Source organism: Streptomyces sp. NPDC004610, assembly GCF_040609715.1.
Lineage (GTDB): Bacteria > Actinomycetota > Actinomycetes > Streptomycetales > Streptomycetaceae > Streptomyces.
This window is the reverse complement of the sequence record NZ_JBEXLA010000028.1, coordinates 51,450-73,583: the sequence shown is the minus strand read 5'-3', so window position 1 is coordinate 73,583 and position 22,134 is coordinate 51,450. Positions and strand designations below refer to the sequence as shown.

The 22,134-nt window shown below is 72.2% G+C and carries 21 protein-coding genes and 1 pseudogene; 6 read left to right on the top strand and 16 right to left on the bottom strand.

What is annotated here, in order from left to right:
- Positions 1–33: 33 nt before the first annotated feature.
- The 3 genes from ABZX40_RS28055 (at position 34) to ABZX40_RS28045 (ending at position 3,542) form a co-directional block, all read left to right on the top strand.
- A complete protein-coding gene (locus ABZX40_RS28055; RefSeq protein ID WP_355735959.1) occupies positions 34–1,410 on the top strand; it encodes an aspartate aminotransferase family protein in 1,377 nt (458 codons plus the stop codon).
- Between the two features lie 604 nt (positions 1,411–2,014).
- Entirely contained in the window at positions 2,015–2,716 is a 702-nt protein-coding gene (locus ABZX40_RS28050) for a GntR family transcriptional regulator (RefSeq protein WP_355735957.1), read from the top strand.
- A 175-nt stretch (positions 2,717–2,891) separates the two neighbouring features.
- Positions 2,892–3,542, top strand: coding sequence for a hypothetical protein (locus ABZX40_RS28045; RefSeq protein WP_355735954.1), 651 nt, complete (start codon positions 2,892–2,894; stop codon positions 3,540–3,542).
- 9 nt (positions 3,543–3,551) lie between these two features.
- Here ABZX40_RS28045 and ABZX40_RS28040 read toward each other — a convergent pair whose 3' ends face one another.
- The 6 genes from ABZX40_RS28040 to ABZX40_RS28015 all read right to left on the bottom strand — a co-directional run bounded on the left by ABZX40_RS28040 (position 3,552) and on the right by ABZX40_RS28015 (position 7,026).
- Complete coding sequence (locus ABZX40_RS28040) at positions 3,552–3,821, bottom strand: hypothetical protein (RefSeq protein WP_355735952.1); 270 nt, start codon at positions 3,819–3,821, stop codon at positions 3,552–3,554.
- Complete coding sequence (locus ABZX40_RS28035; RefSeq protein ID WP_355735949.1) at positions 3,821–4,090, bottom strand: hypothetical protein; 270 nt, start codon at positions 4,088–4,090, stop codon at positions 3,821–3,823. Before ABZX40_RS28035 ends, ABZX40_RS28040 begins: the two co-directional genes overlap by 1 nt.
- A gap of 187 nt (positions 4,091–4,277) precedes the next feature.
- Entirely contained in the window at positions 4,278–4,469 is a 192-nt protein-coding gene (locus ABZX40_RS28030; RefSeq protein ID WP_355735947.1) for a DUF397 domain-containing protein, read from the bottom strand.
- A 12-nt stretch (positions 4,470–4,481) separates the two neighbouring features.
- On the bottom strand, positions 4,482–5,333 hold the full coding sequence (locus ABZX40_RS28025) for a Scr1 family TA system antitoxin-like transcriptional regulator (protein ID WP_355735944.1): 852 nt from the start codon (positions 5,331–5,333) through the stop codon (positions 4,482–4,484).
- Positions 5,334–5,380: 47 nt separating this feature from the next.
- Positions 5,381–5,569 carry a DUF397 domain-containing protein gene (locus ABZX40_RS28020; protein WP_355735941.1) on the bottom strand — a complete coding sequence of 63 codons (189 nt, stop codon included), beginning with the start codon at positions 5,567–5,569 and terminating at the stop codon, positions 5,381–5,383.
- Between the two features lie 173 nt (positions 5,570–5,742).
- Positions 5,743–7,026 (bottom strand): adenylosuccinate synthase, encoded by a 1,284-nt coding sequence (locus ABZX40_RS28015; RefSeq protein WP_355735938.1) that lies wholly within the window; start codon positions 7,024–7,026, stop codon positions 5,743–5,745.
- Positions 7,027–7,212: 186 nt separating this feature from the next.
- Between ABZX40_RS28015 and ABZX40_RS28010 the strand changes: the two genes are divergently transcribed.
- Positions 7,213–8,109 (top strand): diacylglycerol kinase, encoded by an 897-nt coding sequence (locus tag ABZX40_RS28010; protein ID WP_355735935.1) that lies wholly within the window; start codon positions 7,213–7,215, stop codon positions 8,107–8,109.
- A 72-nt stretch (positions 8,110–8,181) separates the two neighbouring features.
- Here the strand turns inward: ABZX40_RS28010 and ABZX40_RS28005 are convergent, their stop codons facing one another.
- Positions 8,182–8,703 (bottom strand): MarR family transcriptional regulator, encoded by a 522-nt coding sequence (locus ABZX40_RS28005; protein WP_355735932.1) that lies wholly within the window; start codon positions 8,701–8,703, stop codon positions 8,182–8,184.
- Between the two features lie 113 nt (positions 8,704–8,816).
- Between ABZX40_RS28005 and ABZX40_RS28000 the strand changes: the two genes are divergently transcribed.
- Positions 8,817–9,713, top strand: a complete 897-nt coding sequence (locus ABZX40_RS28000; RefSeq protein ID WP_355735929.1) for an ABC transporter ATP-binding protein — start codon at positions 8,817–8,819, stop codon at positions 9,711–9,713.
- Positions 9,710–11,368 carry an ABC transporter permease gene (locus ABZX40_RS27995; RefSeq protein ID WP_355735926.1) on the top strand — a complete coding sequence of 553 codons (1,659 nt, stop codon included), beginning with the start codon at positions 9,710–9,712 and terminating at the stop codon, positions 11,366–11,368. The genes ABZX40_RS28000 and ABZX40_RS27995 overlap by 4 nt, the downstream gene beginning before the upstream one ends.
- Positions 11,369–11,384: 16 nt before the next feature.
- On the opposite strand, the gene ABZX40_RS27990 is transcribed toward ABZX40_RS27995, so the two are convergent.
- From ABZX40_RS27990 to ABZX40_RS27950, 9 genes and pseudogenes are all read right to left on the bottom strand, one after another.
- Positions 11,385–12,614 carry a cytochrome P450 gene (locus ABZX40_RS27990; protein ID WP_355735923.1) on the bottom strand — a complete coding sequence of 410 codons (1,230 nt, stop codon included), beginning with the start codon at positions 12,612–12,614 and terminating at the stop codon, positions 11,385–11,387.
- A gap of 160 nt (positions 12,615–12,774) precedes the next feature.
- Positions 12,775–13,440 carry a response regulator transcription factor gene (locus tag ABZX40_RS27985; RefSeq protein ID WP_355735920.1) on the bottom strand — a complete coding sequence of 222 codons (666 nt, stop codon included), beginning with the start codon at positions 13,438–13,440 and terminating at the stop codon, positions 12,775–12,777.
- Complete coding sequence (locus tag ABZX40_RS27980; protein WP_355735917.1) at positions 13,437–14,813, bottom strand: histidine kinase; 1,377 nt, start codon at positions 14,811–14,813, stop codon at positions 13,437–13,439. The genes ABZX40_RS27985 and ABZX40_RS27980 overlap by 4 nt, the downstream gene beginning before the upstream one ends.
- Before the next feature lie 212 nt (positions 14,814–15,025).
- Positions 15,026–15,706 carry a hypothetical protein gene (locus ABZX40_RS27975; protein ID WP_355735914.1) on the bottom strand — a complete coding sequence of 227 codons (681 nt, stop codon included), beginning with the start codon at positions 15,704–15,706 and terminating at the stop codon, positions 15,026–15,028.
- Between the two features lie 309 nt (positions 15,707–16,015).
- The gene (locus ABZX40_RS27970) at positions 16,016–16,690 is read right to left on the bottom strand and encodes a response regulator transcription factor (RefSeq protein ID WP_355735911.1); all 675 of its coding nucleotides are present in this window, start codon (positions 16,688–16,690) and stop codon (positions 16,016–16,018) included.
- Positions 16,690–18,282, bottom strand: a complete 1,593-nt coding sequence (locus ABZX40_RS27965; RefSeq protein ID WP_355735909.1) for a sensor histidine kinase — start codon at positions 18,280–18,282, stop codon at positions 16,690–16,692. The genes ABZX40_RS27970 and ABZX40_RS27965 overlap by 1 nt, the downstream gene beginning before the upstream one ends.
- Before the next feature lie 10 nt (positions 18,283–18,292).
- A complete protein-coding gene (locus tag ABZX40_RS27960; protein ID WP_355735907.1) occupies positions 18,293–19,675 on the bottom strand; it encodes an acyltransferase in 1,383 nt (460 codons plus the stop codon).
- Positions 19,668–20,605, bottom strand: a pseudogene (locus ABZX40_RS27955) (alpha/beta hydrolase). Before ABZX40_RS27955 ends, ABZX40_RS27960 begins: the two are co-directional and overlap by 8 nt.
- A gap of 515 nt (positions 20,606–21,120) precedes the next feature.
- Positions 21,121–22,041, bottom strand: a complete 921-nt coding sequence (locus ABZX40_RS27950; protein WP_355735905.1) for an alpha/beta hydrolase — start codon at positions 22,039–22,041, stop codon at positions 21,121–21,123.
- Positions 22,042–22,134: the final 93 nt, after the last annotated feature.

Below are 22,134 nucleotides of genomic sequence, written 5' to 3'. Positions count from 1 at the left end.
CGCGTCCGCATCACGGACATTTACGCTCCCCGCATGACCCCTCAGTCCACTCCGCCCGTCCAGCCCGACCCGCGGGCCGGTGCCGCCGTGAAGGCCGCGGACCGCGCGCATGTCTTCCACTCCTGGTCCGCCCAGGAACTCATCGACCCGCTCGCCGTGGCCGGCGCGGAGGGGTCGTACTTCTGGGACTACGACGGCAACCGCTATCTCGACTTCACCAGCGGCCTCGTCTACACCAACATCGGCTACCAGCACCCCAAGGTCGTCGCCGCGATCCAGGAACAGGCCGCACACCTGTCCACCTTCGCGCCCGCCTTCGCCGTCGAGGCCCGCTCCGAGGCGGCCCGGCTGATCGCCGAGCGCACCCCCGGCGACCTGGACAAGATCTTCTTCACCAACGGCGGCGCCGACGCCATCGAGCACGCCGTACGGATGGCCCGGCTGCACACCGGCCGTCCCAAGGTGCTCGCCGCCTACCGCTCGTACCACGGCGGCACCCAGCAGGCCATCAACCTCACCGGCGACCCGCGCCGCTGGGCCAGCGACACCGGCACCGCCGGGACCGTCCACTTCTGGGGCCCGTTCCCCTACCGCTCCCGCTTCTACGCCGACAGCGAGGAGCAGGAGTGCGCGCGGGCGCTGGAGCACCTGGAGACGACGATCGCCTTCGAGGGCCCGGCCACCATCGCCGCGATCGTGCTGGAGACCGTCCCCGGCACCGCCGGGATCATGGTGCCCCCGGCCGGCTATCTGGCGGGCGTACGGGCGCTGTGCGACCGGTACGGGATCGTCTTCGTGCTGGACGAGGTGATGGCCGGGTTCGGGCGCACCGGGCACTGGTTCGCCGCCGACCACTTCGATGTCGTACCGGACCTGATGACCTTCGCCAAGGGCGTCAACTCCGGGTACGTCCCGCTGGGCGGGGTCGCGATCTCCCCGGCCATCGCCGAGACCTTCGGCAAGCGGGCCTACCCCGGTGGGCTCACCTACTCCGGGCACCCGCTGGCCTGCGCCGCCGCCGTCGCCACGATCACTGTCATGGCGGAGGAGGGTGTCGTGGAGAACGCGGCCCGGCTCGGCGAGAGCGTCGTCGGCCCGGCGCTGCGGGAGCTGGCCGAGCGGCACCCGTCCGTGGGCGAGGTGCGCGGGCTCGGCATGTTCTGGGCGCTGGAGCTGGTCAAGGACAGGGAGACGCGGGAGCCGCTGGTGCCGTACAACGCGGCGGGCGAGGCCAACGCGCCGATGGCCGCGTTCGGCTCCGCCGCGAAGGCCGCCGGGATCTGGCCGTTCGTGAACATGAACCGCACCCATGTGGTGCCGCCCTGCAATGTCAGCGAGGCCGAGCTGAAGGAGGGCCTGGCGGCGCTGGACACGGCGCTGTCGGTGGCGGACGAGTTCACGACGGGCTGAGGGCGGTCGGTCGCGTGGTGAGCCGGGGTTGCGGCCGGCTCACCCCCGGTGCGGTCACCGGCGCGGTGTGGCCATCGGCCCGGTGCGGCCATCGGCCCGGTGCGGTCACCGGCCCGGTGCGGTCACCGGCCCGGTGCGGCCATCGGCCCGGTGCCGCCGCTGGCCCGATGCTGGCGCTAGCCCGATGCTGGCGCTAGCCCGATGCTGGCGCTGGGGTGCCGCCGCTGGCCCGGTGCCGCCGCTGGCCCGGTGCGGCCATCGGCCCAGTGCCGCCGCTGGCCCGGTGCTGGCGCTGGCCCGGTGCCGGCCCTGGCCGCTGCTCGCCCTGGCCCGGTGCCCCCGCTGGCCCCGTGCTGGCCCTGGCCCGCTGCTCGCCCTGGCCCGGTGCCGCCGCTGGGACACCGGGCCCCTGCGCCGCCGTGCCGCTGCGCCACCGGGCCGCTGCCCCGCCGGGCCGCTGCGCCGCCGTGCCGCTCGTGGCTGCCCGCCGGGGCAGGAGGTCGGACAGCGCATCCTCTCGGGAGCCTGAACGCGTAAGGTGACGTGCTCGTAGACACACGTACGAGCACGCCATCCGCGTATCCATGGAGAGGACGCCCGGACCATGCCCGGCAGCAGTGGCAACGGCGCGGTGACCCGCAACACCCTGCGGCAGCAGATCGCCGACGCGCTACGCGACGAGGTGCTGGCGGGACGGCTGCCGCCGGGGCAGGCGTTCACGGTCAAGGAGATCGCCGAGCAGTACGGGGTGTCGGCGACGCCGGTGCGGGAGGCGCTCGTCGATCTCTCCGCGCAGGGGCTGCTGGAGGCCGACCAGCACCGGGGGTTCCGCGTCCGGGAGTACTCGGTCGCCGACTTCCGGGGGCTGGTCGAGGCGCGGGCGCTGGTCACCGACGGGATGTTCCAGGCGCTCGGCACCGGGCGCCACGGGTTCCGGGACCCCGCCGATCCCCGTACCGCCGGGGCGCTCGCCGGGGTGCGGCGGCGCGGCGAGGAGGCCCAGCGGGCGGCCCGCGCCGGGGACCTGACCGTGCTCATCGGCTACGACCTGCGGTTCTGGCGGGAGCTGAGCGCACTGTTCGGCAACCCCTATCTCGCGGACTTCCTGCACCGGCTGCGGGTGCAGTCCTGGGTGTGCGCGGTGCAGCGGCTGCGTCCGCTGGCCGATGTGCGGGGGCTGCTGTGGGCCGGGCACACGGACCTGGTCGACGCGTTGCGCGGGCGGGACGTGGAGGCGGCGCGGGGCGTCGTCGCCGCGTACAACGCGCACTCGCTGGCGCTGATCGAGCGGCTGTCGGCGGACTGAGGCCGCGCCGGGGCGTTTTGGCTGGCGGCATATGCGGTGCGGGCGTCACGGAGTGGGTAAGGGACCGGCACCGAACGTGTGCGCGGGAGGGGCGGGGGCGGGGCGGACCGATTACGCTTCCCTGACCGGCGTGCCGCCCGCGCACCACCCGTGGATTCCGTGGAGGAGTTGTCCGTTGGCCTGTGACCTGTGGCTGGTACCTCTCGTCGACGTGTTGTGCCACACCCCCGAAAACCCCTTCGCCGAGGAACTCGCGCAGTACAACAAGGTGCTCGCCGAGGCCGGACTGCCACCGGTGCCGGTCTACCAGTACATGCCGGGGCTGTCCGGGGATGTCGCACCGGTCGCCGGGTTCGACTACGACGCCCTGCACTTTCTGCGCCGGGCCTTTCTGCTCCAGGTTCGCGGACTGCCGGTGACCCCGGTCGATGAACTCGGCGGGGACTACGAGCAGCTCCTGGAGATGTTCGAGACCACCGCCCAGCAGTCCCATCTGGTCTGGCACTACGACCACGCGGGCGCCTATGTCCCGGTCGACTTCCCGCACCCGCTCTCCAGCGACGAACTCCTCGCCGGGGGCGGCCCGCTGGGCTCCGCGCAGGGTCTGCTGCGGGACCTGGAGCAGGTCGCGCCCGCGATCGGCATCGACCCGGCCAACCCCCCGGCCCCGCCGCAGCCGCCGCTGGCGCCCACGGAGCTGGAGGAGCCGGCCGTACCCGCCCCCTACGACCCCAGCCCCTTCGCCCGTGAGCGCCATGTCTGGCTCGGCCTGCACGCCGCCGCGACCCGGAGCCTGGCGCAGGGCTCGATGATCGTCTTCAGCTGAGGCTTCTGCTCAGAGGGCCCTGTGGTCGGCGGCCACGCCCTTCCGGCATTCGGGCCGCCGGGTCCCCGGCCCGACGGAGGTGTCGGCGTCGTCGTCGAGCACGAAGCAGAGCTGGGCGTGGAGCGTTTCGGCCTCGGCGGGTGTGAGATGCAGCGTCGCGTCCGTGTCGAAGGCGCCGTCGCGGCAGAGGTCGATGGCGAGGCGTCCGTCGTCCCGACGGCGGACGGGCTTGCTGGGTACGCGGCTCACGGTGATCCGCGTGTTCGGTGTGGCGTCCATCAGGCGGCCACCCCCAGGAACAGGGCGGGGGCGCCGGTGCGGCGACCGGGGGTGGCCTCCGGCGCGAAGCAGATCCCTTCGAAGCCGAGGACGAGGGCGGGGGGCTCGCTGCCATGGCTGCGAACGGCGCGGGGCCGGGGCAGGGCCCAGGGGGTGCGGGGCGCGGCGTGGGCCCGCTTGGGGCGGCGACGGCGGCCGGTGGCGGGGAGGAGGAGGGAGAGGATCAGGGCGAGTGTTCGTACGAGGGCATGCCGGATAGGCTGAGCCATGCTGACGCTCCTTTGTGGCGTTGGCCTGCCCCGGGGTGGTCGCTCACCGCCGGGGCACTCTTGTGTGTTCACAGCCCGCCCGACCGTCACGGAAAGGACGTCGAGCACTACACACAGTACGCGCGCAATGAGGTACGAAACAACACGTTGCCCGAAATGCCGGAAGCTGGCATATGCCGCAGACCGGTCAGGTCGCGAACGGGTCGAACTCGCCGGCCTTGACGCCCTCGATGAAGGCGCGGAGCTTGCGGGGTGTGGTCCGCACGATCACCTCCGGATCGTCGCCCTCGCGCAGGAAGATCCAGCCGTCTTGTTCCGCGACTTCTATGCAACTCCCGGTGTCAGCCGAAAAGGATGACTTACGCCAGTGCAGTTCCACTGAATCACTACCTCAGATCTCTTCTGCGACGTCCCGGATGAAGGAGATGGACTCGCCCGGACCCAGGGCTCGTTCGCTCATCCGGTTGAGTACGGAACGGTAGTTGACCAGGTAGGTCTCAGCGTGCAGGAAGGCAACGCCGGTGGGCACATCGATCTGCACCGTGTCCAACTGGGGCACCGGACCGCAGGCGTAGAGCGTCGAGCTGCCCGCGTTGGCGAATCCTCCGGCCCTGAACGGCACCACTCGCAGCGTGACATTGGGACGTTCGGACTGCGTCAGCAGGTACTCGATCTGGCGCAGCATCACCTCACGATCCCCGAACCGCGTTCGCAGGGCCCCTTCATGGATCAGGATCTCGCACTGCGGCCCATCCGGCCGGTCGAGGATCTTCGCCCTGCTCCGCCGGAAGTCGACGTGCCGTTCGAGATCGGCAGGCGACATGGCGGGAACCGCTTCCGCGAAGATGGCCCGCATGTAGGCAGGCAGTTGCAGCAGGCCAGGCATGTGCATGATCTGCGCGAACCGCAACGCCGTCGCGTGGTGCTCCATCTCCGCGAGGTCCAGCAGCCCGGCAGGCAGCGCACCCCGGTGCTCGTCCCACCATCGCGGTCCGCGCTCTCTGGCCATCTCCGCGAGGGCGTCGATGTATCCGGCGTCCGGGCACCGATAGTTGGCGGCCCACACCCGGACGCGATCCGCGCTCACTCCCGAGCGGGCCGACTCCGTATTGCTCACCGTGGTCCGGTCGGTGCGGTGCACCAGCGCGGCTTCGTTGATCGTCATACCGATGTGCTCACGCATCCTGCGCAACTCGGCGCCAAGGCGCCGCTGGCGCTCGGTAGACGGCTTCCTGACCGTCAACGCCCTCCCCTACTCCATCGCTTGGTTCCGGAAATCATCGCCCGGCGTCAGAGCAGGTCGTCGAACTCGCCCGCCTTGGCTCCCGCGAGGAAGGCGGCGAGCCTGGCGCGTGTGGTCCTGACGACGACGCCGGGCTCGTCACTCTCCCGGACCAGCACCTGGCCGTCGACCACGGCCAGCTCCAAGCAGTTGCCCGACTGCTCGGAGTGCGATGCCTTGCGCCACTGAATGTCCATCCGATTCACACCCTCACGTTGTGTGCAGCACGTTAGGCACGAAGTTACGCGAGGGTCCGGGCTCCAGGGGCCGCCGCTTCCGGACGGGCATGAGCTTCCTCTCGGGGTTTCCAGGCCCCGGAAGCTCATGCCGCGCCGAAAGGATCCGCGCCGGAAGGATCCGGAATGAGCGGCTACAGGAACGAGTTGATCTCGATCGTCTCGTCCCGCCCCGGGCCCACCCCGATCGCGGAGATCGGCGCTCCGGACATCTCCTCCAGGGCCTTCACATACGCCTGCGCGTTCTTCGGCAGGTCGGAGAAGGACTTCGCGCCGGTGATGTCCTCGGACCAGCCCGGCAGGTTCTCGTAGACCGGCTTGGCGTGGTGGAAGTCGGTCTGCGAGTACGGGAGTTCTTCGACGCGGCGGCCGTCGATCTCGTAGGCCACGCAGACCGGGATCTGCTCCCAGCCGGTGAGGACGTCGAGCTTGGTGAGGAAGAAGTCGGTGAGGCCGTTGACGCGGGTCGCGTAGCGGGCGATCACCGCGTCGAACCAGCCGCAGCGGCGATCGCGGCCGGTGGTGACGCCGCGCTCCCCGCCGATCCGGCGCAGCGCCTCACCGTCCGCGTCGAACAGCTCGGTCGGGAAGGGACCGGCGCCGACGCGGGTGGTGTACGCCTTGAGGATGCCGATGACCCGGCTGATCTTCGTGGGACCGACGCCGGAGCCGGTGCAGGCACCGCCCGCGGTGGGGTTGCTGGAGGTGACGAACGGATACGTACCGTGGTCGATGTCCAGCAGGGTGCCCTGGCCGCCCTCGAAGAGGACCACCTTGTCGTCGTCGAGGGCCTGGTTGAGGACCAGGACCGTGTCGGCGACGTACGGCGCGAGCTTGTCGGCGTAGCCGAGCAGTTCCTCGACGACCTGCTCGATGGCGATCGCGCGCCGGTTGTAGAGCTTGGTCAGCATCTGGTTCTTGGCGTCGAGCGCCGCCTCGACCTTCTGGGTGAGGATCGACTCGTCGTAGAGGTCCTGGACCCGGATGCCGACCCGGTTGATCTTGTCGGCGTAGGTCGGTCCGATACCGCGTCCGGTGGTCCCGATCTTCCGCTTCCCGAGGAAGCGTTCCGTCACCTTGTCGACGGTGACGTTGTACGGGGTGATGATGTGGGCGTTACCGCTGATCAGGAGCTTGGACGTGTCGACGCCCCGCTCGTTGAGACCGCTCAGCTCGGAGAACAGCACCGAGGGGTCCACGACGACGCCATTGCCGATGACCGGCGTACAGCCGGGGGACAGGATTCCGGAGGGGAGAAGATGCAGGGCGTACTTCTGGTCGCCCACGACCACCGTGTGGCCGGCGTTGTTGCCGCCCTGGTAGCGGACGACATAGTCGACGGAGCCACCGAGCAGGTCGGTGGCCTTCCCCTTGCCCTCGTCACCCCACTGAGCACCGAGCAGCACAAGTGCGGGCACGCGCGTACACCCCTTCCGGGCGGGGCATGTCCAAGGTCAGGGGCGTACGCGGCACGGCGTGTGCCTCGTACCCGGCGACCCTCGTCGGCCGCAACCCGTCGGACCGGATGCCCCGGAATAGACGAAGCCCCTGGCGCAATAGCGCAAGGGGCTCTTGCACAAAGATGCTACCCGAGGAAGCGAGGCATGGCCGAGGTGGCGACTTTCGCGACTTCCGATCAGCTGCTGGTGGTCATCGATCCGGTCGCCCGACAGACCGACGGGGAGTCGGTACGGATCGCGAAAGACGTGCTCAGCGCGGGTGCGGCGACCAAGGTCTGTCTGCCGGACGGGCCCGAGGAATTCGCGCGGGCGCTGGAGCGCAGGGGGTCGCGGCGGCCGGTGGTGATCGGGGACGACCGGGCGCTGGCCCGTGCGGTGACGCTGCTGCACCGGCAGCGGGAGCTGGCCGGATGCGCGCTGTCCGTGGTGCCGGTGGGGCCGCTGCTGGGGATCGCGCACGCCCTGGGGGTCCCGGCGGGCGCGGTGGCGGCGGCGCGATCGGCCCTCGACGGGGCGGTCCGGCGGCTGGATCTGCTGGTGGACGACAGCGACGGGGTGGTGCTCGGCGCGCTGAGCATCCCACCGCTGGACGAGGCGGGCCCGGACGGCGTCCCCGGCGGTGATCCGGCGTCCCGTGCGGAGGAGCTCGCTGCGATGGGGACCTGGCTGCGCTCGTGCCACTCGCTGGTACGGAATCTGGTGGCCCCCCGTCCGGCGCGGGGCGGCGGCGGCCCGGCGTTCGGGGGCGGCGGCGGTCCGTCGGCCCGGCTGCGGGTGGAGGTGGACGGCGACACCCTGGTCGATCTGGAGCAGCCGGTGGAGGCGGTGTCGGTGATCCCGGGCGGGGCGGGGTCGGCGGCGGTGGAGGTGCGGCCGGTGTCGGTCGGCGCGGCGGCGACCCCGCTGCGGGCGGCCGGCCGGCGCGTCACCATCTCGGGCCCGGACTTCCGCTACCGGGCGGACACGGCGGTGTCGGGCCCGGTACGGCGGCGGACCTGGACGGTGTGGGAGGACGCGCTGGGGCTGGTCCTGCCGGGGTAGGCGGCCGTCGAACCCGCCCGCACCGGTAGCCAGATTTCACTTCCGCAACAGCATTGCGGAAGTGCCGTTCGCCTACCCCCCGCCCCCCGCCTGCCCCCCGAGCTGCTGCTCCCGGTGCTCCCGCCAGCGCTCCATCAGCTTGCCGATCTCCCCCTGGAGGTACTCGAAGAACGCCAGCGTCTCGGCGACCCGCTGTCCGCCGGGGCTGTCGGCCCCGAGCAGGTCGACACCCTCGCGCAAGGTGCCCTCCCAGCGTTTGAGCACGGCGTCCCGGTTGGTCAGCGCCTCGTACCACTGGTCGCTGTGCACCCGGTACCGCTCCCGCCGCGAGCCCGGTTCGCGCTCGCGCGCGACCATGTGGACCTGGGCGAGATAGCGCACCGCGCCGGACACGGCGGCGGGGCTGACCCGGAGCTGCTCACCGAGTTCGGCCGAGGTCATGGCCCCGGAGTCGGAGGCGAGCAGCGCGGCGAAGACCCGGGCGGGCATCCGCTGCATCCCGGCCTCGACCAGTTGCGCGGCGAACGCCTCGACGAATCTGGACACGGTCTCGGGGTCCCGCTCGGGCGTGACCCCGTCCCTCGTTTCCGGCATCGTCCGATCATCTCCCCTGCATCCGCCCCGCTCAGCCGCCTCCCCGAGTCTATCCGCGATTCATACGATTCCTTAACTTCACAAATTTGTGAAGCTAGCGTACGTTCAAAATCATGACCAAGGCAATCAGCGTCTCCGGGCTGCACAAGTCGTTCGGCCGGACCCATGCGCTCGACGGCCTCGACCTGGAGGTCGAATCCGGTGAGGTGCACGGCTTCCTGGGCCCCAACGGCTCCGGCAAGTCCACCACCATCCGCGTCCTGCTGGGCCTGCTGCGCGCCGACTCCGGCGCCGCCCAGATCCTCGGCCGCGATCCATGGACCGACGCGGTGGAGGTCCACCGCCGGATCGCCTACGTCCCCGGCGATGTCACCCTGTGGCGCAACCTCTCCGGCGGCGAGGTCATCGACCTCTACGGCCGACTGCGCGGCGGCCTCGACCCGGCCCGGCGCACCGACCTGATCGAACGGTTCGAACTCGACCCGACGAAGAAGGGCCGCACCTACTCCAAGGGCAACCGGCAGAAGGTCGCCCTGGTCGCCGCCTTCGCCTCCGATGTCGATCTGCTCATCCTGGACGAGCCGACGTCCGGTCTGGACCCGCTGATGGAGGAGGTCTTCCAGCGCTGTGTCGCCGAGGAACGCGCGCGCGGCCGGACCGTCCTGCTCTCCTCGCACATCCTCAGCGAGGTGGAGGAGCTGTGCGACCGGGTCAGCATCATCCGCAAGGGCCGCACCGTGGAGACCGGCTCGCTCGCCGACCTGCGGCATCTGACCCGCACCAGCATCACTGCCGAACTCGCCGGCCCGCCGGGCGGCCTGCTCCGGCTGCCCGAGGTGCACCACCTCGACATCCAGGGCAGCCGGGTCAGCCTCCAGGTCGACTCCGACCAGTTGGACGCCGTACTGCGCGCCCTCGGCGAGTCCGGCGTACGGTCCCTGACCTCCTCCCCGCCCACCCTGGAGGAACTCTTCCTGCGCCACTACCAGGACGAGGTGCCGTCCCGATGACCCGCCCCACGAGCCCCGTCACCACCCCGCGCGCGGTGACCGGCCGGCGCCCCCCGGCCGCCTTCGCGGTCCGGGCGGGCGGCGCCCGCCCGCTTGCCGGCACCGGCACCCTGCTGCGCTTCGCGCTGCGCCGCGACCGGCTGATGATCCCGGTCTGGACCGCGGTGAACGCCCTGATGGTGCTGTCCATGCCCAACACCCTCTCCTCCATGTACGGCACCGCCGCCGAACGCGCCGCCCTCATCGGGCAACTGGAGACCAACGCCTCCCTGCGCGCGCTGATCGGCCCCGTCTTCGGCGACTCCCTCGGCGCCCTGACCGCCTGGCGGGTCGGTGTCTACGCCGCCGCCCTGGCCGCGGTGACGAGCCTGCTGATCGTCGTCCGCCACACCCGGGACGAGGAGGAGAGCGGACGGCAGGAACTGGTCGCCTCCGGGATGGTGGGCCGCCGCGCCTCCCTGACCGCCGCGCTGCTGACGGCCGGTGCCGCCAACGCCGCTCTCGCCCTGCTGCTCGTGGCCGGCCTCGCCGGGCAGGGACTCGCGGGCGCCCTCGCCCTCGGCCTCGGTATCGCCGGTGTCGGCATGGTCTTCGCGACGATGGCGGCCATCGTGGCGCAGCTGACCGAGAGCGCCCGGCTGGCCCGGGGACTGACCGCCGCCGTCCTGGGCACCGCGTTCGTGCTGCGCGCGGCGGGCGACTCGGCCGCCACCGACGGCTCCTCCGTCCTGACCTGGCTCTCCCCGCTGGGCTGGCTGGAGAATCTGCGCCCCTACGCCGCCGAACGCTGGTGGGTGCTGCTCCTGATCGCCGCCGCCGTCGCCCTCCAGGCCCTGGTGGCCTACGAACTGACCGGCCGCCGCGATGTCGGCATGAGCTTTCTGCCCACCCGCCCCGGCCCGCCCACCGGCCGCCTCGCCACCGCCGGCGCCCTGGCCTGGCGCCTCCAGCGCGGCACGGTCCTCGGCTGGAGCATCGGCTTCTTCCTGGCCGGGGCCGTCTACGGCGGTCTGACGGACGGCGCGGTCGAACTCCTCGGCGACAACGAGAGCGCCCGCGAGATCATCGAACGCATGGGCGGCCAGAGCGGGGTCACCGACGCGTTCCTCGCCGCCATGGTCGGCATGCTCGGCCTGATCGCCGCGCTGTTCATCGTCTCCTCCGTGCTGCGCCCGCACGGCGAGGAGACCTCGGGCCGCGCCGAGCCGATCCTCGCGAACGCCGTCGGCCGTCTGCGCTGGGCCGCCGGCCATCTCCTCATCGCCTACGGCGGCTCGGCCCTGATCATGCTGATCGCCGCCCTCGGCTTCGCCGCCGGTTACGGCCAGGATCTGGGCGCCCTGCTCGCCGCCTGCCTCGTCCAGCTCCCGGCGATCTGGCTGATCGGCTCCCTCGCCGTCCTGCTCTACGGCATCTCCCCCTCCCTCGCCCCCGCCGCCTGGGGCGTCGCCGGCGCGGTCCTGCTGATCGGCTGGATCGGCCCCGCCCTCGACATCCCCCAGGTCGTCCTCGACCTCTCCCCCTACGGCCACCTCCCCAAGCTCCCCGGCGCCGACCTCAACTGGCCCCCGGTCCTGATCCTCCTCGCCCTCTCGGCGGCGTTCACCGCGACCGGCCTGGCGGCCCTCCGCCGCAGGGACATGACCAGCGGCTGACCCGCCCCTCCTGCTCCTAGACCTCCACCCTGAGCCCCTCCAACCCCCGGATGACGAAGTTCGGCTTGCGGTCGGGCTCGGCGGCCAGGCGCAGCCCAGGCGCCCGTTCCAGCAGGGCGGTCATGGAGGCGGCCAGTTCGATACGGGCCAGCGGGGCGCCGATGCAGTAGTGGATCCCGGCGCTGAAGGAGATGTGCGGGTTGTCGGCCCGGGTGAGATCGAGCCGCTCAGGCCCGGTGAACACGGCCGGGTCATGGTTCGCCGAACCGAAGAGCAGCGCCAGCTCGGACCCGCGCGGAATCACCTCCCCGTCGATCTCGATGTCGTCCAGCACCCACCGCTCGAACAACTGCAACGGCGTGTCGTACCGCATCAGCTCCTCCACCGCCGACGGCACCAGCGAGTGGTCCGCCCGCAGCGCGGCCAACTGGTCCGGATTGCGGAACAGCGCCCACCATCCATTGACCGTCGCGTTCACCGTCGCCTCGTGCCCGGCGTTGAGCAGCAGCACCGCCGTGGAGATCATCTCCTGCTCGGTCAGCCGGTCCCCCTCGTCATGCGCCTCGATCAGCCCGGAGATCAGATCCTCCCCCGGCTCCTTGCGCCGCTCGGCGATCAGCTCCCGCAGATACTCCGAGAACTCCACCGACGCCCGCACCGCCCGCCGCGCCGTCTCCGGCGACGGGGCCAGCTCGTACATCCCGCAGATGTCCGCCGACCAGGGCCGCAGCGGCGCCCGCTCGCCCTCCGGGATCCCCAGCATCTCCGCGATCACCGCCACCGGCAGCGGCTCCGCCACATCCGCCAGCAGATCACCCCCGCCCTCCCGCACCAGCCCGTCGACCAGCTCCCCCGCCAGCCGCTCCACATACGGCTTCAGCCGCTCCACCGTCCGCGGGGTGAACGCCTTCGACACCAGCCTTCTGATCCGGGTGTGGTCCGGCGGCTCCAGGTCGAGCATCCCCTGGTCGTTCAGCGTGTGGAAGGGCTCCTGCTCGGCCGGCGGCGCCGTCCGCCCGAAGTCCTCGTGCGAAAACCGGTGCTGATAGGACCGCCCCAACCGCCGGTCCCGCAGCAGCGCCGACACATCCGCGTGATGCGGCACCAGCCACTGATCGCTGGGCTCGTACCGGAGCACCCGCCCCCGCGCCCGCAGCTCCGCGTACGCCGGATACGGATCCGCCAGAAAGGCCGGGTCCCACGGGTCGAACATCTGCGAAATCTCACCCTTTGCCATCTTTGCCATGCCCGGACGCTAGCCCGCCGCCCACCCCCCTGACCAGACCGTTCCCGACGCCCCCGGTCCCCGCCGGGCCCCCCGGTCCTCGCCGGGCCCCGCAGGGCTCCGCGGGGCTCCACCCGGCCCCACCCCGGCCCCGCCCGGCCACACCCGGGCCCCGCCCCGGTCAGCCGGGGGTCACGAGCCGGGCCTCGTAGGCGAAGACGGCGGCCTGCGTGCGGTCTCTCAGCCCGAGTTTCACCAGGACCCGGCTGACATGGGTCTTGATCGTGGACTCGGCGACGACCAGCCGCCCGGCGATCTCCGAGTTGGACAGCCCCTGCGCGATCAGCACCAGCACCTCCGTCTCCCGCTCGGTCAGCTCCCCGTAGGCCGCCTGGGCGGCGGCCATGCCCCGCGGGGCATCGGACAGCTTCGAGAACTCGGTGATCAGCCGTCGGGTGACCGACGGCGCCAGCAGCGCCTCCCCGCCGGCCACCACCCGCACCCCCTCGGCGAGCTGCCGCGCCGAGGCGTCCTTGAGCAGAAACCCGGAGGCCCCCGCCCGCAGCGCCTGGTACACGTACTCGTCCAGGTCGAAGGTGGTGAGCACCAGCACCTTGGCCCCGCCGTCCGCCGCGATGATCTCCCGGGTGGCCTCGATACCGTTCATCTCGGGCATCCGGATGTCCATCAGCACCACGTCCGGCGCCAGCTCACGCACCCGGTCGACCGCCTCCCGGCCGTTGACCGCCTCGCCGACGACCTCGATGTCCGGCATCGCGTTCAGCAGCACCGAGAAGCCCTCGCGCACCATCATCTGATCGTCCGCGATCAGCACCCGGATCGTCATGCCTCACCCCCCTCGCTCACCCGGGCGACCGGCAGGAACACCGCCACCTCGTACCCTCCGCCGTCCACCGCCCCCGCCGTCATCTCGCCGCTCAGCATGGAGACCCGCTCGCGCATCCCGGTGATGCCGTGCCCCGCGCCGGGTGAGGGCTTGATCAGGGACGGGTTGGGCGGCGGGTCGTTCACTATCCGCAGCCCCAGCCCGCCCAGCACATAGCCGACCTCGACCCGCGCGGTGGCGCCCGGCGCGTGCCGCAGCGTGTTGCTGAGCGCCTCCTGCACTATCCGGTAGGCCGACAGCTCCACGCCCTGCGGCAGCTCCCGCACCGCGCCGGTCACCGTCTTCTCCACCTCCAGGCCGGCGTCCCGGACGTTGTCGAGCAGCCGGTCCAGATCGCCGAGGGTGGGCTGCGGGGCGTCGGGGGCCTCGTAGTCCTCGGCACGGACGACACCGAGGACCCGGCGCAGTTCCGTGAGGGCGGAGACGGCGTTCTCCCGGATGGTGGCGAAGGCGCGCTCCAGCTCGGGCGGGGGGTTCTCGACCCGGTAGGGGGCGGCCTCGGCCTGGATGGCGACCACGGACATATGGTGCGCCACGACATCGTGCAGCTCGCGGGCGATGGTGGTGCGCTCCTCCAGCAGGGTGCGCTTGGAGCGCTCGTGCTCGGTGACGGTCTGCTGGGCGGTGACCTCCTGCTGGGCCTGTCTGACCTTGTCCTTGGCCTCGCGGCGGATGTGCCGCACGGAGACGGCGAGCAGGACCAGCGCGGAGACGAACAGCATCGGCCCGGAGGTGCCGCCGCTGTCGAACCCGGCGCCGACAATGGTGTCGGTGAGCAGCCCGTACAGCGCGGTCAGCACCCACATCCAGGCGGCGGTGCGCGGCCGGGTGCGCAGGGCGACCACGGTCAGCACGGCCAGATGGCTGGTGAAGGCGCCGGCCGGCCAGGGCCAGTCGTACCACTCGCCAATGAACATCGTGGCGATCGGGGTGGCGACCATGGACATCCAGAAGGCGCCGACCGGCCGCACCAGGGTCGCGAGCACCGGCACCAGGGCGAGCAGGGCGGTCAGCAGGGGGACGGGGCTGTAGGACCCGCTGAACCATCCGTTCAGAAACGCGATCAGGGCGAGGCCGCCCACCGCCGCGTGCGGTGCGTAGGCCATGTACTCGCGCGTCCGCCCCCGCAGCCGGCGGGTGAACGGCCCGTCCATGCTCAGCCGGGGCAGCGGCCGGTAGGCGAACGCGTCCTCCACGAGGTCCTGCCGCAGCCCTCGCAGGGCCTCCACGGCCGCCCGGACCTCCGGACTGCGCTGATACGCCCCGCCGTCGGCCTCCGGCGAGGGGGGAATCGTCTGGGTCGTCTCACTCACACAGAAAACGGTATGCGCCACCCCACCCCACCGTCGTCACCAGTGAGAGGGGTCGTGGGGGGTCCGTCTCAGGTACTACGGGGTGGAGGGGGGCCACAGGGTGGAGGGGGCCGGGGAGGGGGAGCGGGGAAGGGGGAGGGGGCCACGGGTGGACGGGGAACATCGCACACAGGTGGAGTGGAGGGGGAAGGCCGTGGCCGAGGTGCCGCAGCTCAGTCGGTTCCGTAGCGGGGAAGCCGTTCGGGCAGTGTGCGGGCCTCCTGGCAGTCGGCCGAGGCATAGGCGTGCGCGGCGAGCTGGTAAGAGAAGTCCGTCACCGCCTGGCGCAGCTCCGCGCCACTCGCCCTGCTGTCCCCGACCACACTGCCCTCGGCGATGACGGCGAAGGACTGGGAGGCATCACTCGCGTCCGCTCCTCGGGGAACACAGGCGACGTAGACGGATGACCATCCGTTGTCCGAGTCGAGTTGTGCCAGGGCTTCCACCCCGTCGGACGACACCTGCACGGCGTCGCCGCCCGACCCCACTCCGTTGTGGTTCTGCCAGGTCTGCACGGACGCGTCATCGATCCGCGCATGTCCCGAGAGGATGGAATCGGAGCTCGTCGCGATGCGGCAGGAGAATCGAAGATTCTCGCCCTCACCCTTCTGACTCGCTTCCTCCTCCGCCGTGCGGGCGGGGGGCAGAGCCCGCGTCACCGTTCCACGGTCCACCGCGTCGTCGCACACCCGCGCCGGAAGTCGCTCGACTCCCTTGGTGAAGATCTGAACGTATCCGAACCAGCCGCCTCCACCCAGAACGCAGAGAATGAGCAGACCGACGAAGAAATTCTTCGCGTTGTACTCGGTGCCGGGACCGGTACCGGTCACACCCGTGTTCGCCGTCTCAACCACGAGGACGCTCCTTGGAGTCGTTCAGGAACTCGGTGGAACTCTCCCACCCCTCATTGACCGCGACCCGGACGATATCGCTCGTCCCGTCCCTGGGGAGGTCCACCCGATGACGTTCCAATGCGTCCTGAACCGACCACTGGGTCTGCTGGCTCACCGAATCCCGTGTGCTGTAGAGGTCTTGACTCGTTCGGTACAGCGCCTCCCGGTGGTTCTCACTATGCCTTGCACGCAAGGCAGTTGACTCAAATCGCGCACTGGTCGCGTCTGAGGACCTGGCGAGCACCGCCGTGCCGGGGAGGAGCCCCGCCGTCAGTACCCCGTAGGCCGTACCACCCCCGACTCGTACGCGAACACCGCCGCCTGGGTGCGGTCGCGTAGGCCCAGTTTGACCAGGATGCGGCTGACGTGGGTCTTCACCGTCTGTTCGGCGACCACCAGTTGTCGGGCGATCTCCGCGTTGGACAGGCCGCGGGCGATCAGGGCGAGGACTTCCGTCTCGCGTTCCGTGAGGTCCGCCACGCGTTGTTTCAGGGGGGTCGACGGGGCCGCGTCCAGGCGGGAGAACTCGGCGATCAGGCGGCGGGTGATGCCGGGGGCCAGCAGGGCGTCACCGGCCGCCACCACCCGCACCGCCTCGGCCAGCTGGTCCGCCGAGGCGTCCTTCAGGAGGAAGCCGGAGGCCCCCGCGCGCAGGGCCTCGTAGACATACTCGTCGAGGTCGAAGGTGGTCAGGACCAGGACCTTGGTCAGGGAGGTCGCCGTGGTGACCCTGCGGGTCGCCTCGATGCCGCCCAGCTCCGGCATCCGGATGTCCATCAGGACGACGTCCGGAGCCAGCTCCGCCGTCATCGCCACCGCCTCCAGACCGTTCACCGCCTGGCCGACCACCTCGATGTCGGACTGCGTGTTCAGCAGCACCGTGAAGCCCTGCCGGACCATCTGCTGGTCGTCGGCGATCAGTACGCGGATCGTGCCGCTGGTCATCAGATGTCCCTCAGGTCCAGGAAGATGTCCGGCCGGGCGGGTCCGCCCGGGGAGTCGGTGCGGGTCGCCGCCGTCCCGTCCCTCGGCAGGAACGCCGAGACCGAGAAGCCGCCGTGCAGGGTTCTGGTCGCGGTGAGCTGGCCGCCCAGCATCGTCGCCCGCTCCCGCATCCCGAGCAGCCCGTGTCCCGCGCCCGGCGACGGCTGCACCGGGCGGCTCGGACGGGAGTTGATCACGCCCAGGTAGAGGCCCTCCGGGAAGTGGGTGATCTCCACCCGGACATTCGAACCCGGCGCATGCCGCAACGCGTTGCTCAGCGCCTCCTGCACGATGCGGTACGCCGACAGCTCCACCCCCGGCGGGTAGGGGCGGCTCGGCTCGCCCACGATGTCCATCGTGATCCTCAGACCCGCCGCCCGGGTGTTGTCGATCAGGTCGTCCAGCCGGTCCAGCGTGGGCTGCGGGGCGTGCGGCGCCGCACCGGTCGCCAGACCCTCAGCGTCACCGGGGTGCTCCGACCGCAGCACACCCAGCACCCTGCGCAGTTCGGTGAGCGCCTCCAGGGCGTTCTGGCGGATGCCGTCGAGGTTCTCCTTCAGCTCGTCCGGCGGGTTCTCCACCAGATGGGGTGCCACCTGCGCTTGTATGGAGATCACCGACATGTGGTGGGCCACCACATCGTGCAGTTCACGGGCGATCCTGCTGCGCTCCTCCAGCAAGGTGCGCCGGGCACGCTCCTCCTCCGTCATCCCGGTCTGCTCCACCAGCTTCACCCGCGCCACCCGGCTTCCCCGCAACGCGGCCCCGACAAGAGTGACCGCCGCGAACACCGCCAGGGCGATGGCACCCGTCGAACTGTACGAAGAGGCACCCAGCAGCCCTTGCACGATCCAGGTGACCAGCGCCGTCACCCCGAGAGCCGTCGCCGACACCGCCGGCCGCACCCGCAGCGCCAGCAGGAACAGCACGATCGCATGCGCCCCCAGCGCGGGCGGTCCCCAGGGCCAGGCCGCGCCCTGTGTCTCAGGGAAGTAGAGCAGGCTCTCGCGCGCGTCCAGCGCCGTCACCACCGCCGCCGTCAGCGACAGCCAGCACGCCGCCGCCGGGAACCACGGCCCCAGCACCACCGCCGCGCTCTGCGTGAGAGAAAGGACCACGGCGAACTGGATGCCGAGCTGATACTCCTCGGAGAGCTGGCCCAGGTCGGCCACCAGGACCGCGGTCGCCAGCAGCACCACCAGCCCGTGCGGCAGCCAGCGCAGCCACAGCGACGGGGGCATCGGGTCGTAGGACACGCTCCGCAGGTCCGTGCCCAGGCCGCGCAGCCAGGTGGTGGCGCGGCGCGGGTCGAGCCAGGTGTCCGCGCCGGGCCTGCCGGGGGTCAGATCGCCCCCGCCGACGGATGTCAGTGCCTCGGGCGTGCGACCGGCATGGCCCTCGGGCGGGCGGCTGGCACGGCCCTCGCCCTCGCGTCCACCATGTCCCTCGGCCGCGAGGCCACCAGGGCGCTGCCGCGTGGCCGTCGTTTCCGGGCCGCCGCCCGACCCCCTGTCCTTCTCGGGGCGCTCGTCCCCGTCCCCCCTGCCGTTCATACCGCTCACCCTAGACACCGGTCCTCCCCCACGCCGTAGTCGCTGTCACTGCCGTTGTCGCCGTCGCCGTCGCCGTCGCCGCTCCCGCTCGCGCTACCGCTCCGGCTGCCGCTGGTGGTTCTCGTCGTGGGGGTGGAGCCTCTGGTAGGTGCCGTGGTCGTACCGGGTGAGGGGCAGTGGTCCTCCCGGGCCGCTCTCTGAAGCGGAACGCCGCCCAGCACACCCCCAGCGCCAGGGCGAACACCGGGAGCCAGGCCAGCCGGTGGGCCACCCAGGTCAGGTCGTCGGGGCGGGTGTGCAGGCCGGGCAGGCGGCCGGCGAGCAGGGCCGTGGCCGTCGTCGCCATCATCGCCGTCTGGTGCCAGAGGAATATCGTCATCGCCGAGAGATTGACCAGCGCCACCGCCGCCCAGGCCACCGGGCGGCGCATCCAGCGGCGCAACGGTCCCCGCAGCAGCAGGGCGAGTCCGCACTGCGCCAGACCGAAGGTGACCGCCGCCAGCGTCGGCGGGTTGAGGTTGGACACCTCCGCGCCCGGCACCCCGACCATCGAGGCCGGATACCCCGCCCACACCACCAGCCCGGCCGTCGCCACCGCCCCGCCGAGCAGCAGGGTCCAGCCCGCGCGGGGCCGCTCCAGCTCACCCCGGGTCCAGGCCGCGCCCAGGGTGTACGGCACCAGCCAGCCCGCCGCCAGATTCACCCAGCCCAGCGCGTCGGGGCCGCCGAGGCCGAAGCGGAGCAGGTCGATGTGCAGCACCACCGCCAGCGGCCACAGCGGACTGAGCCGGGTCAGCAGCGGGGTCGCCGCCGTCAACGCGGCGAAGACCAGCAGGAACCACAGGGGGGACAGGGCGAGTTTGAGCAGGGTGTGCAGGGTGGTGAGGTCGGCCGAGGCCAGCAGCAGCGCGACCGCGGTCGCCGTCCACAGGGTGAGGACGGCGGCCACCGGGGCGAACAGCCGGGACAGCCGCGCCGCCAGCCAGGGGCGGTAGCCCATGCCACGGGCCCGCGCCGAGGCCAGGCTCCGGGTCGCCACCTGCCCGCCCACCAGGAAGAACACCGCCAGCGTCTGGAACAGCCAGGACACCGGGGCCAGCCAGGGCATCGGGTCCAGCGGGCTCGCCGCGCGCAGGGTGTCGCCGTCGGCCACCAGCGCCGTCACCAGCCAGTGGCCCAGGACCACCCCGAGGATCGCGAAGGCCCGCAGGGCGTCCACCGCCCGGTCGCGCTGAGCGGGTGTGGCCGCGTCGAGGTGGCGGGCCCGCCGGCGGAGCCCGGCGCCGAATGTGCGGCGGGCAGCGGCGGGGTGGTGGGGCACAGCCCCGCGCGGGGGGCGGCTGGTCGCCGTCCGCGAGGTCCCCGGGTGGGTGTGCGGTCGTCGTTCAGTCATGGCTCACCTCCGTGGTCTCGCCGAGCACGATCCGGGCGAGGCCGGCCAGCGACTCCGAGCCCGGAGCGAAGTAGCCGCTGTGGCCCGCGGAACCGGCCGGGAAGCGGCGGGCCCGTACGCCGGGGACATCGGGTCGGTGCCGAAGCCGACCGTCGTGCCGAACACGTCGGCCCGCACATGCGGTACCTCCGCGATCCAGTCCCGCGCGCCTCGGCCCGCCCACACCCGGGCGGAAGTACGCAGATCCGCCGCCCTGTCCACGCCCGTCCCCGGGCTGCCGACGAAGGCGAGGTCGGCTACCGGGACCGCGTCCGCCTCCAGAGCGGGGGCCGCGCGGGCGCAGACCACCGAGCCGTAGGAGTGGCACAGCAGGGAGACCTCGGTGTCCCTCCCCGCGATCCCGTACAGCCCGGCGACGAACTCCTCCAGCTCCGGCGCGGCTTCCTCCGCGCGGGCCGTGGTCATGACCGCCGTACCGACCGTGCCCGGTGTCTCGTAGCCCAGCCAGGCGATCACCGCGGTACGGGGGTGCCGGGCGGCGAGATGCCGGTGCAGGGAATCCGCCGCGGCGCGGAAGCGGGCGTAGGTGTCGAGCGTGGTGTCGGAGCCGGGTATCAGGACAGCGATCCGGTCGGCGTCCGCCAGGTCGCCGAAGACCTCGGTAACCAGGCCCGGCCCCCGGCCGTCGAAGGCGAGGAGCTGCCGGGCGGGGTCCCGGGCCATCGCACGCTCCACCGCCGCGCGGTGGCGGTTGCCGTGGTCCTCGGCCATACGGGCCGCCTCGGCGGCGTTGGCGCGGTTCGCCGCGTACGCCGTACCGAGCGTCGCCGCCGTGATCCGGCCCAGGTCGGCCGGCGGTGGGGCGGGGACCCGGGGGCGGGTCGCGGCGGCGAGGGGGACGATCAGGGCGGCCATGACGAGGGCGGCCAGGAACGCGCGGACCCATCGCCCTGCGGGGCGGCGACGCGGCTGCCCCCGGCCGTCCCGGGTCTGGTCGGATCCCCTCCCCGGCCCCCGGCCCGTCGCGCCCCGGCCCGCCGTGTCCTGGCCCGCAATGCCCCGGCCCATGTCCGTGCCTCCCCCTCGGCCCGTCCACCGGGCCGTTCCAAAGGGGAAGTTACGGATCTTCGTCTGTCGCTCGCGTCCCGCCTGAGAGCGGTTCCGCCAGGTCCCTCTCAGGTATTACGGGTATGACCCCCGAGCCGAGCCCGAGCCGAGTCCAGCCGAGCCGATCGATCAATCCGACCCGGGCCGATCCGAGCCGACGCGAGCCGACGCGGCCCGATCTGGCCCAATCCGGCCCGGCCCGACCCGGCCCGAGCCAGTCCGACACGCCCCGCCCCCCACTCCCTCCGGAGCCCCCACCAGGCTCCACCCCAACCCACTCGGCTCCCCCCGGGTTCCCCCAACCTCACCCCTCACCCCCGCCCCTCACCCCCCACCCCTCACCAAGCCAACTGCGCGATCTCCTCCACCACCACCGCGCACGCGTCCGCCGCCGGGTCGATCAGCGGAAAGTGACCCACATCCGCCAGCAGGGTCAGCCCCACCACCTCCCCCGCCTTCGCCGCCGCCTCCGCGTACGACTCGGCGACGGCCTGCGGCACCACCACGTCCGTCATGCCCTGGACCAGCGTCGTCGCGATACCGGTCGGGAGCAGCAGGGCCGGATCCACGTACGGCCGCCGGGCCCCGAACTCCTCCTGACCACCGAGGAGTTGGGCGGCAGCCCCACCGCACACCTCCAGCTTCTCCGCGACCGCGAAGTCCGCGATCGGCGCGAGGGCGACGACCCCGCGCAGAGGTGCGGGACGGGGGATACGCCAGTGGGACGGGGCATCGGGGGGAAGGACGTGCCGGGCCGCCGCCCACAGCGCGAGGTGGCCGCCGGCCGAGTGCCCGGCGACGACGGTACGGCGGGGGTCGGCCCCCGGGAGGGCCTCCCGGGCCAGGGCGGGGAGGGCGTCGAACGCGGTGGCCACGTCGTCGAAGGTGTCCGGCCACCGCCCGGCCGGAGCGGGCGCAGCCCCCGCCGCGTCCCCCGGCTCCCCGTCCGAACCGCCCCGCCGGTACTCGACATTGGCCACCGCGAACCCCCGCCGCGCCAGGAACCCGGCGAACGGGGCGATGTGCCGACGGTCGTACGCGGAGCGCCACGCACCCCCGTGCAGCACGACCACGAGTGGGGCGAGGGCGGAGGAATCGGACTCGACGGCCGTCGTACGCGGGGTGTAGAAGTCGATCACCTGGTCGGGATGGTCGCCGTACGCGGCGGTGGCGTCGGGGGCGACGGGCGGGTGCGAGAAGGCCGACGCCTCCTCGGCAGCCGCCACGGCGGCCCTGGCTGCGGCGACGTCGTCCGGCATGCTCCAACCTCTCAACGACGGGGTACCTCCCGGGCTTTCGCGCCGGGGGAGTGGATGGCGGACCAGGTGGGGATTCGGCCGTTGGCGGGGACG

Excerpts from the sequence above, each read along its gene's own strand:
- ABZX40_RS28055 (WP_355735959.1), top strand. The coding sequence starts at position 34 with ATGACCCCTCAGTCCACTCCGCCCGTCCAGCCCGACCCGCGGGCCGGT.
- ABZX40_RS28050 (WP_355735957.1), top strand. The coding sequence starts at position 2,015 with ATGCCCGGCAGCAGTGGCAACGGCGCGGTGACCCGCAACACCCTGCGG.
- ABZX40_RS28040 (WP_355735952.1), bottom strand. The coding sequence starts at position 3,821 with ATGGACGCCACACCGAACACGCGGATCACCGTGAGCCGCGTACCCAGC.
- ABZX40_RS28035 (WP_355735949.1), bottom strand. The coding sequence starts at position 4,090 with ATGGCTCAGCCTATCCGGCATGCCCTCGTACGAACACTCGCCCTGATC.
- ABZX40_RS28020 (WP_355735941.1), bottom strand. The coding sequence starts at position 5,569 with ATGGACATTCAGTGGCGCAAGGCATCGCACTCCGAGCAGTCGGGCAAC.
- ABZX40_RS28010 (WP_355735935.1), top strand. The coding sequence starts at position 7,213 with ATGGCCGAGGTGGCGACTTTCGCGACTTCCGATCAGCTGCTGGTGGTC.
- ABZX40_RS28005 (WP_355735932.1), bottom strand. The coding sequence starts at position 8,703 with ATGCCGGAAACGAGGGACGGGGTCACGCCCGAGCGGGACCCCGAGACC.
- ABZX40_RS28000 (WP_355735929.1), top strand. The coding sequence starts at position 8,817 with ATGACCAAGGCAATCAGCGTCTCCGGGCTGCACAAGTCGTTCGGCCGG.
- ABZX40_RS27995 (WP_355735926.1), top strand. The coding sequence starts at position 9,710 with ATGACCCGCCCCACGAGCCCCGTCACCACCCCGCGCGCGGTGACCGGC.
- ABZX40_RS27990 (WP_355735923.1), bottom strand. The coding sequence starts at position 12,614 with ATGGCAAAGATGGCAAAGGGTGAGATTTCGCAGATGTTCGACCCGTGG.
- ABZX40_RS27985 (WP_355735920.1), bottom strand. The coding sequence starts at position 13,440 with ATGACGATCCGGGTGCTGATCGCGGACGATCAGATGATGGTGCGCGAG.
- ABZX40_RS27970 (WP_355735911.1), bottom strand. The coding sequence starts at position 16,690 with ATGACCAGCGGCACGATCCGCGTACTGATCGCCGACGACCAGCAGATG.
- ABZX40_RS27965 (WP_355735909.1), bottom strand. The coding sequence starts at position 18,282 with ATGAACGGCAGGGGGGACGGGGACGAGCGCCCCGAGAAGGACAGGGGG.
- ABZX40_RS27960 (WP_355735907.1), bottom strand. The coding sequence starts at position 19,675 with ATGACTGAACGACGACCGCACACCCACCCGGGGACCTCGCGGACGGCG.
- ABZX40_RS27950 (WP_355735905.1), bottom strand. The coding sequence starts at position 22,041 with ATGCCGGACGACGTCGCCGCAGCCAGGGCCGCCGTGGCGGCTGCCGAG.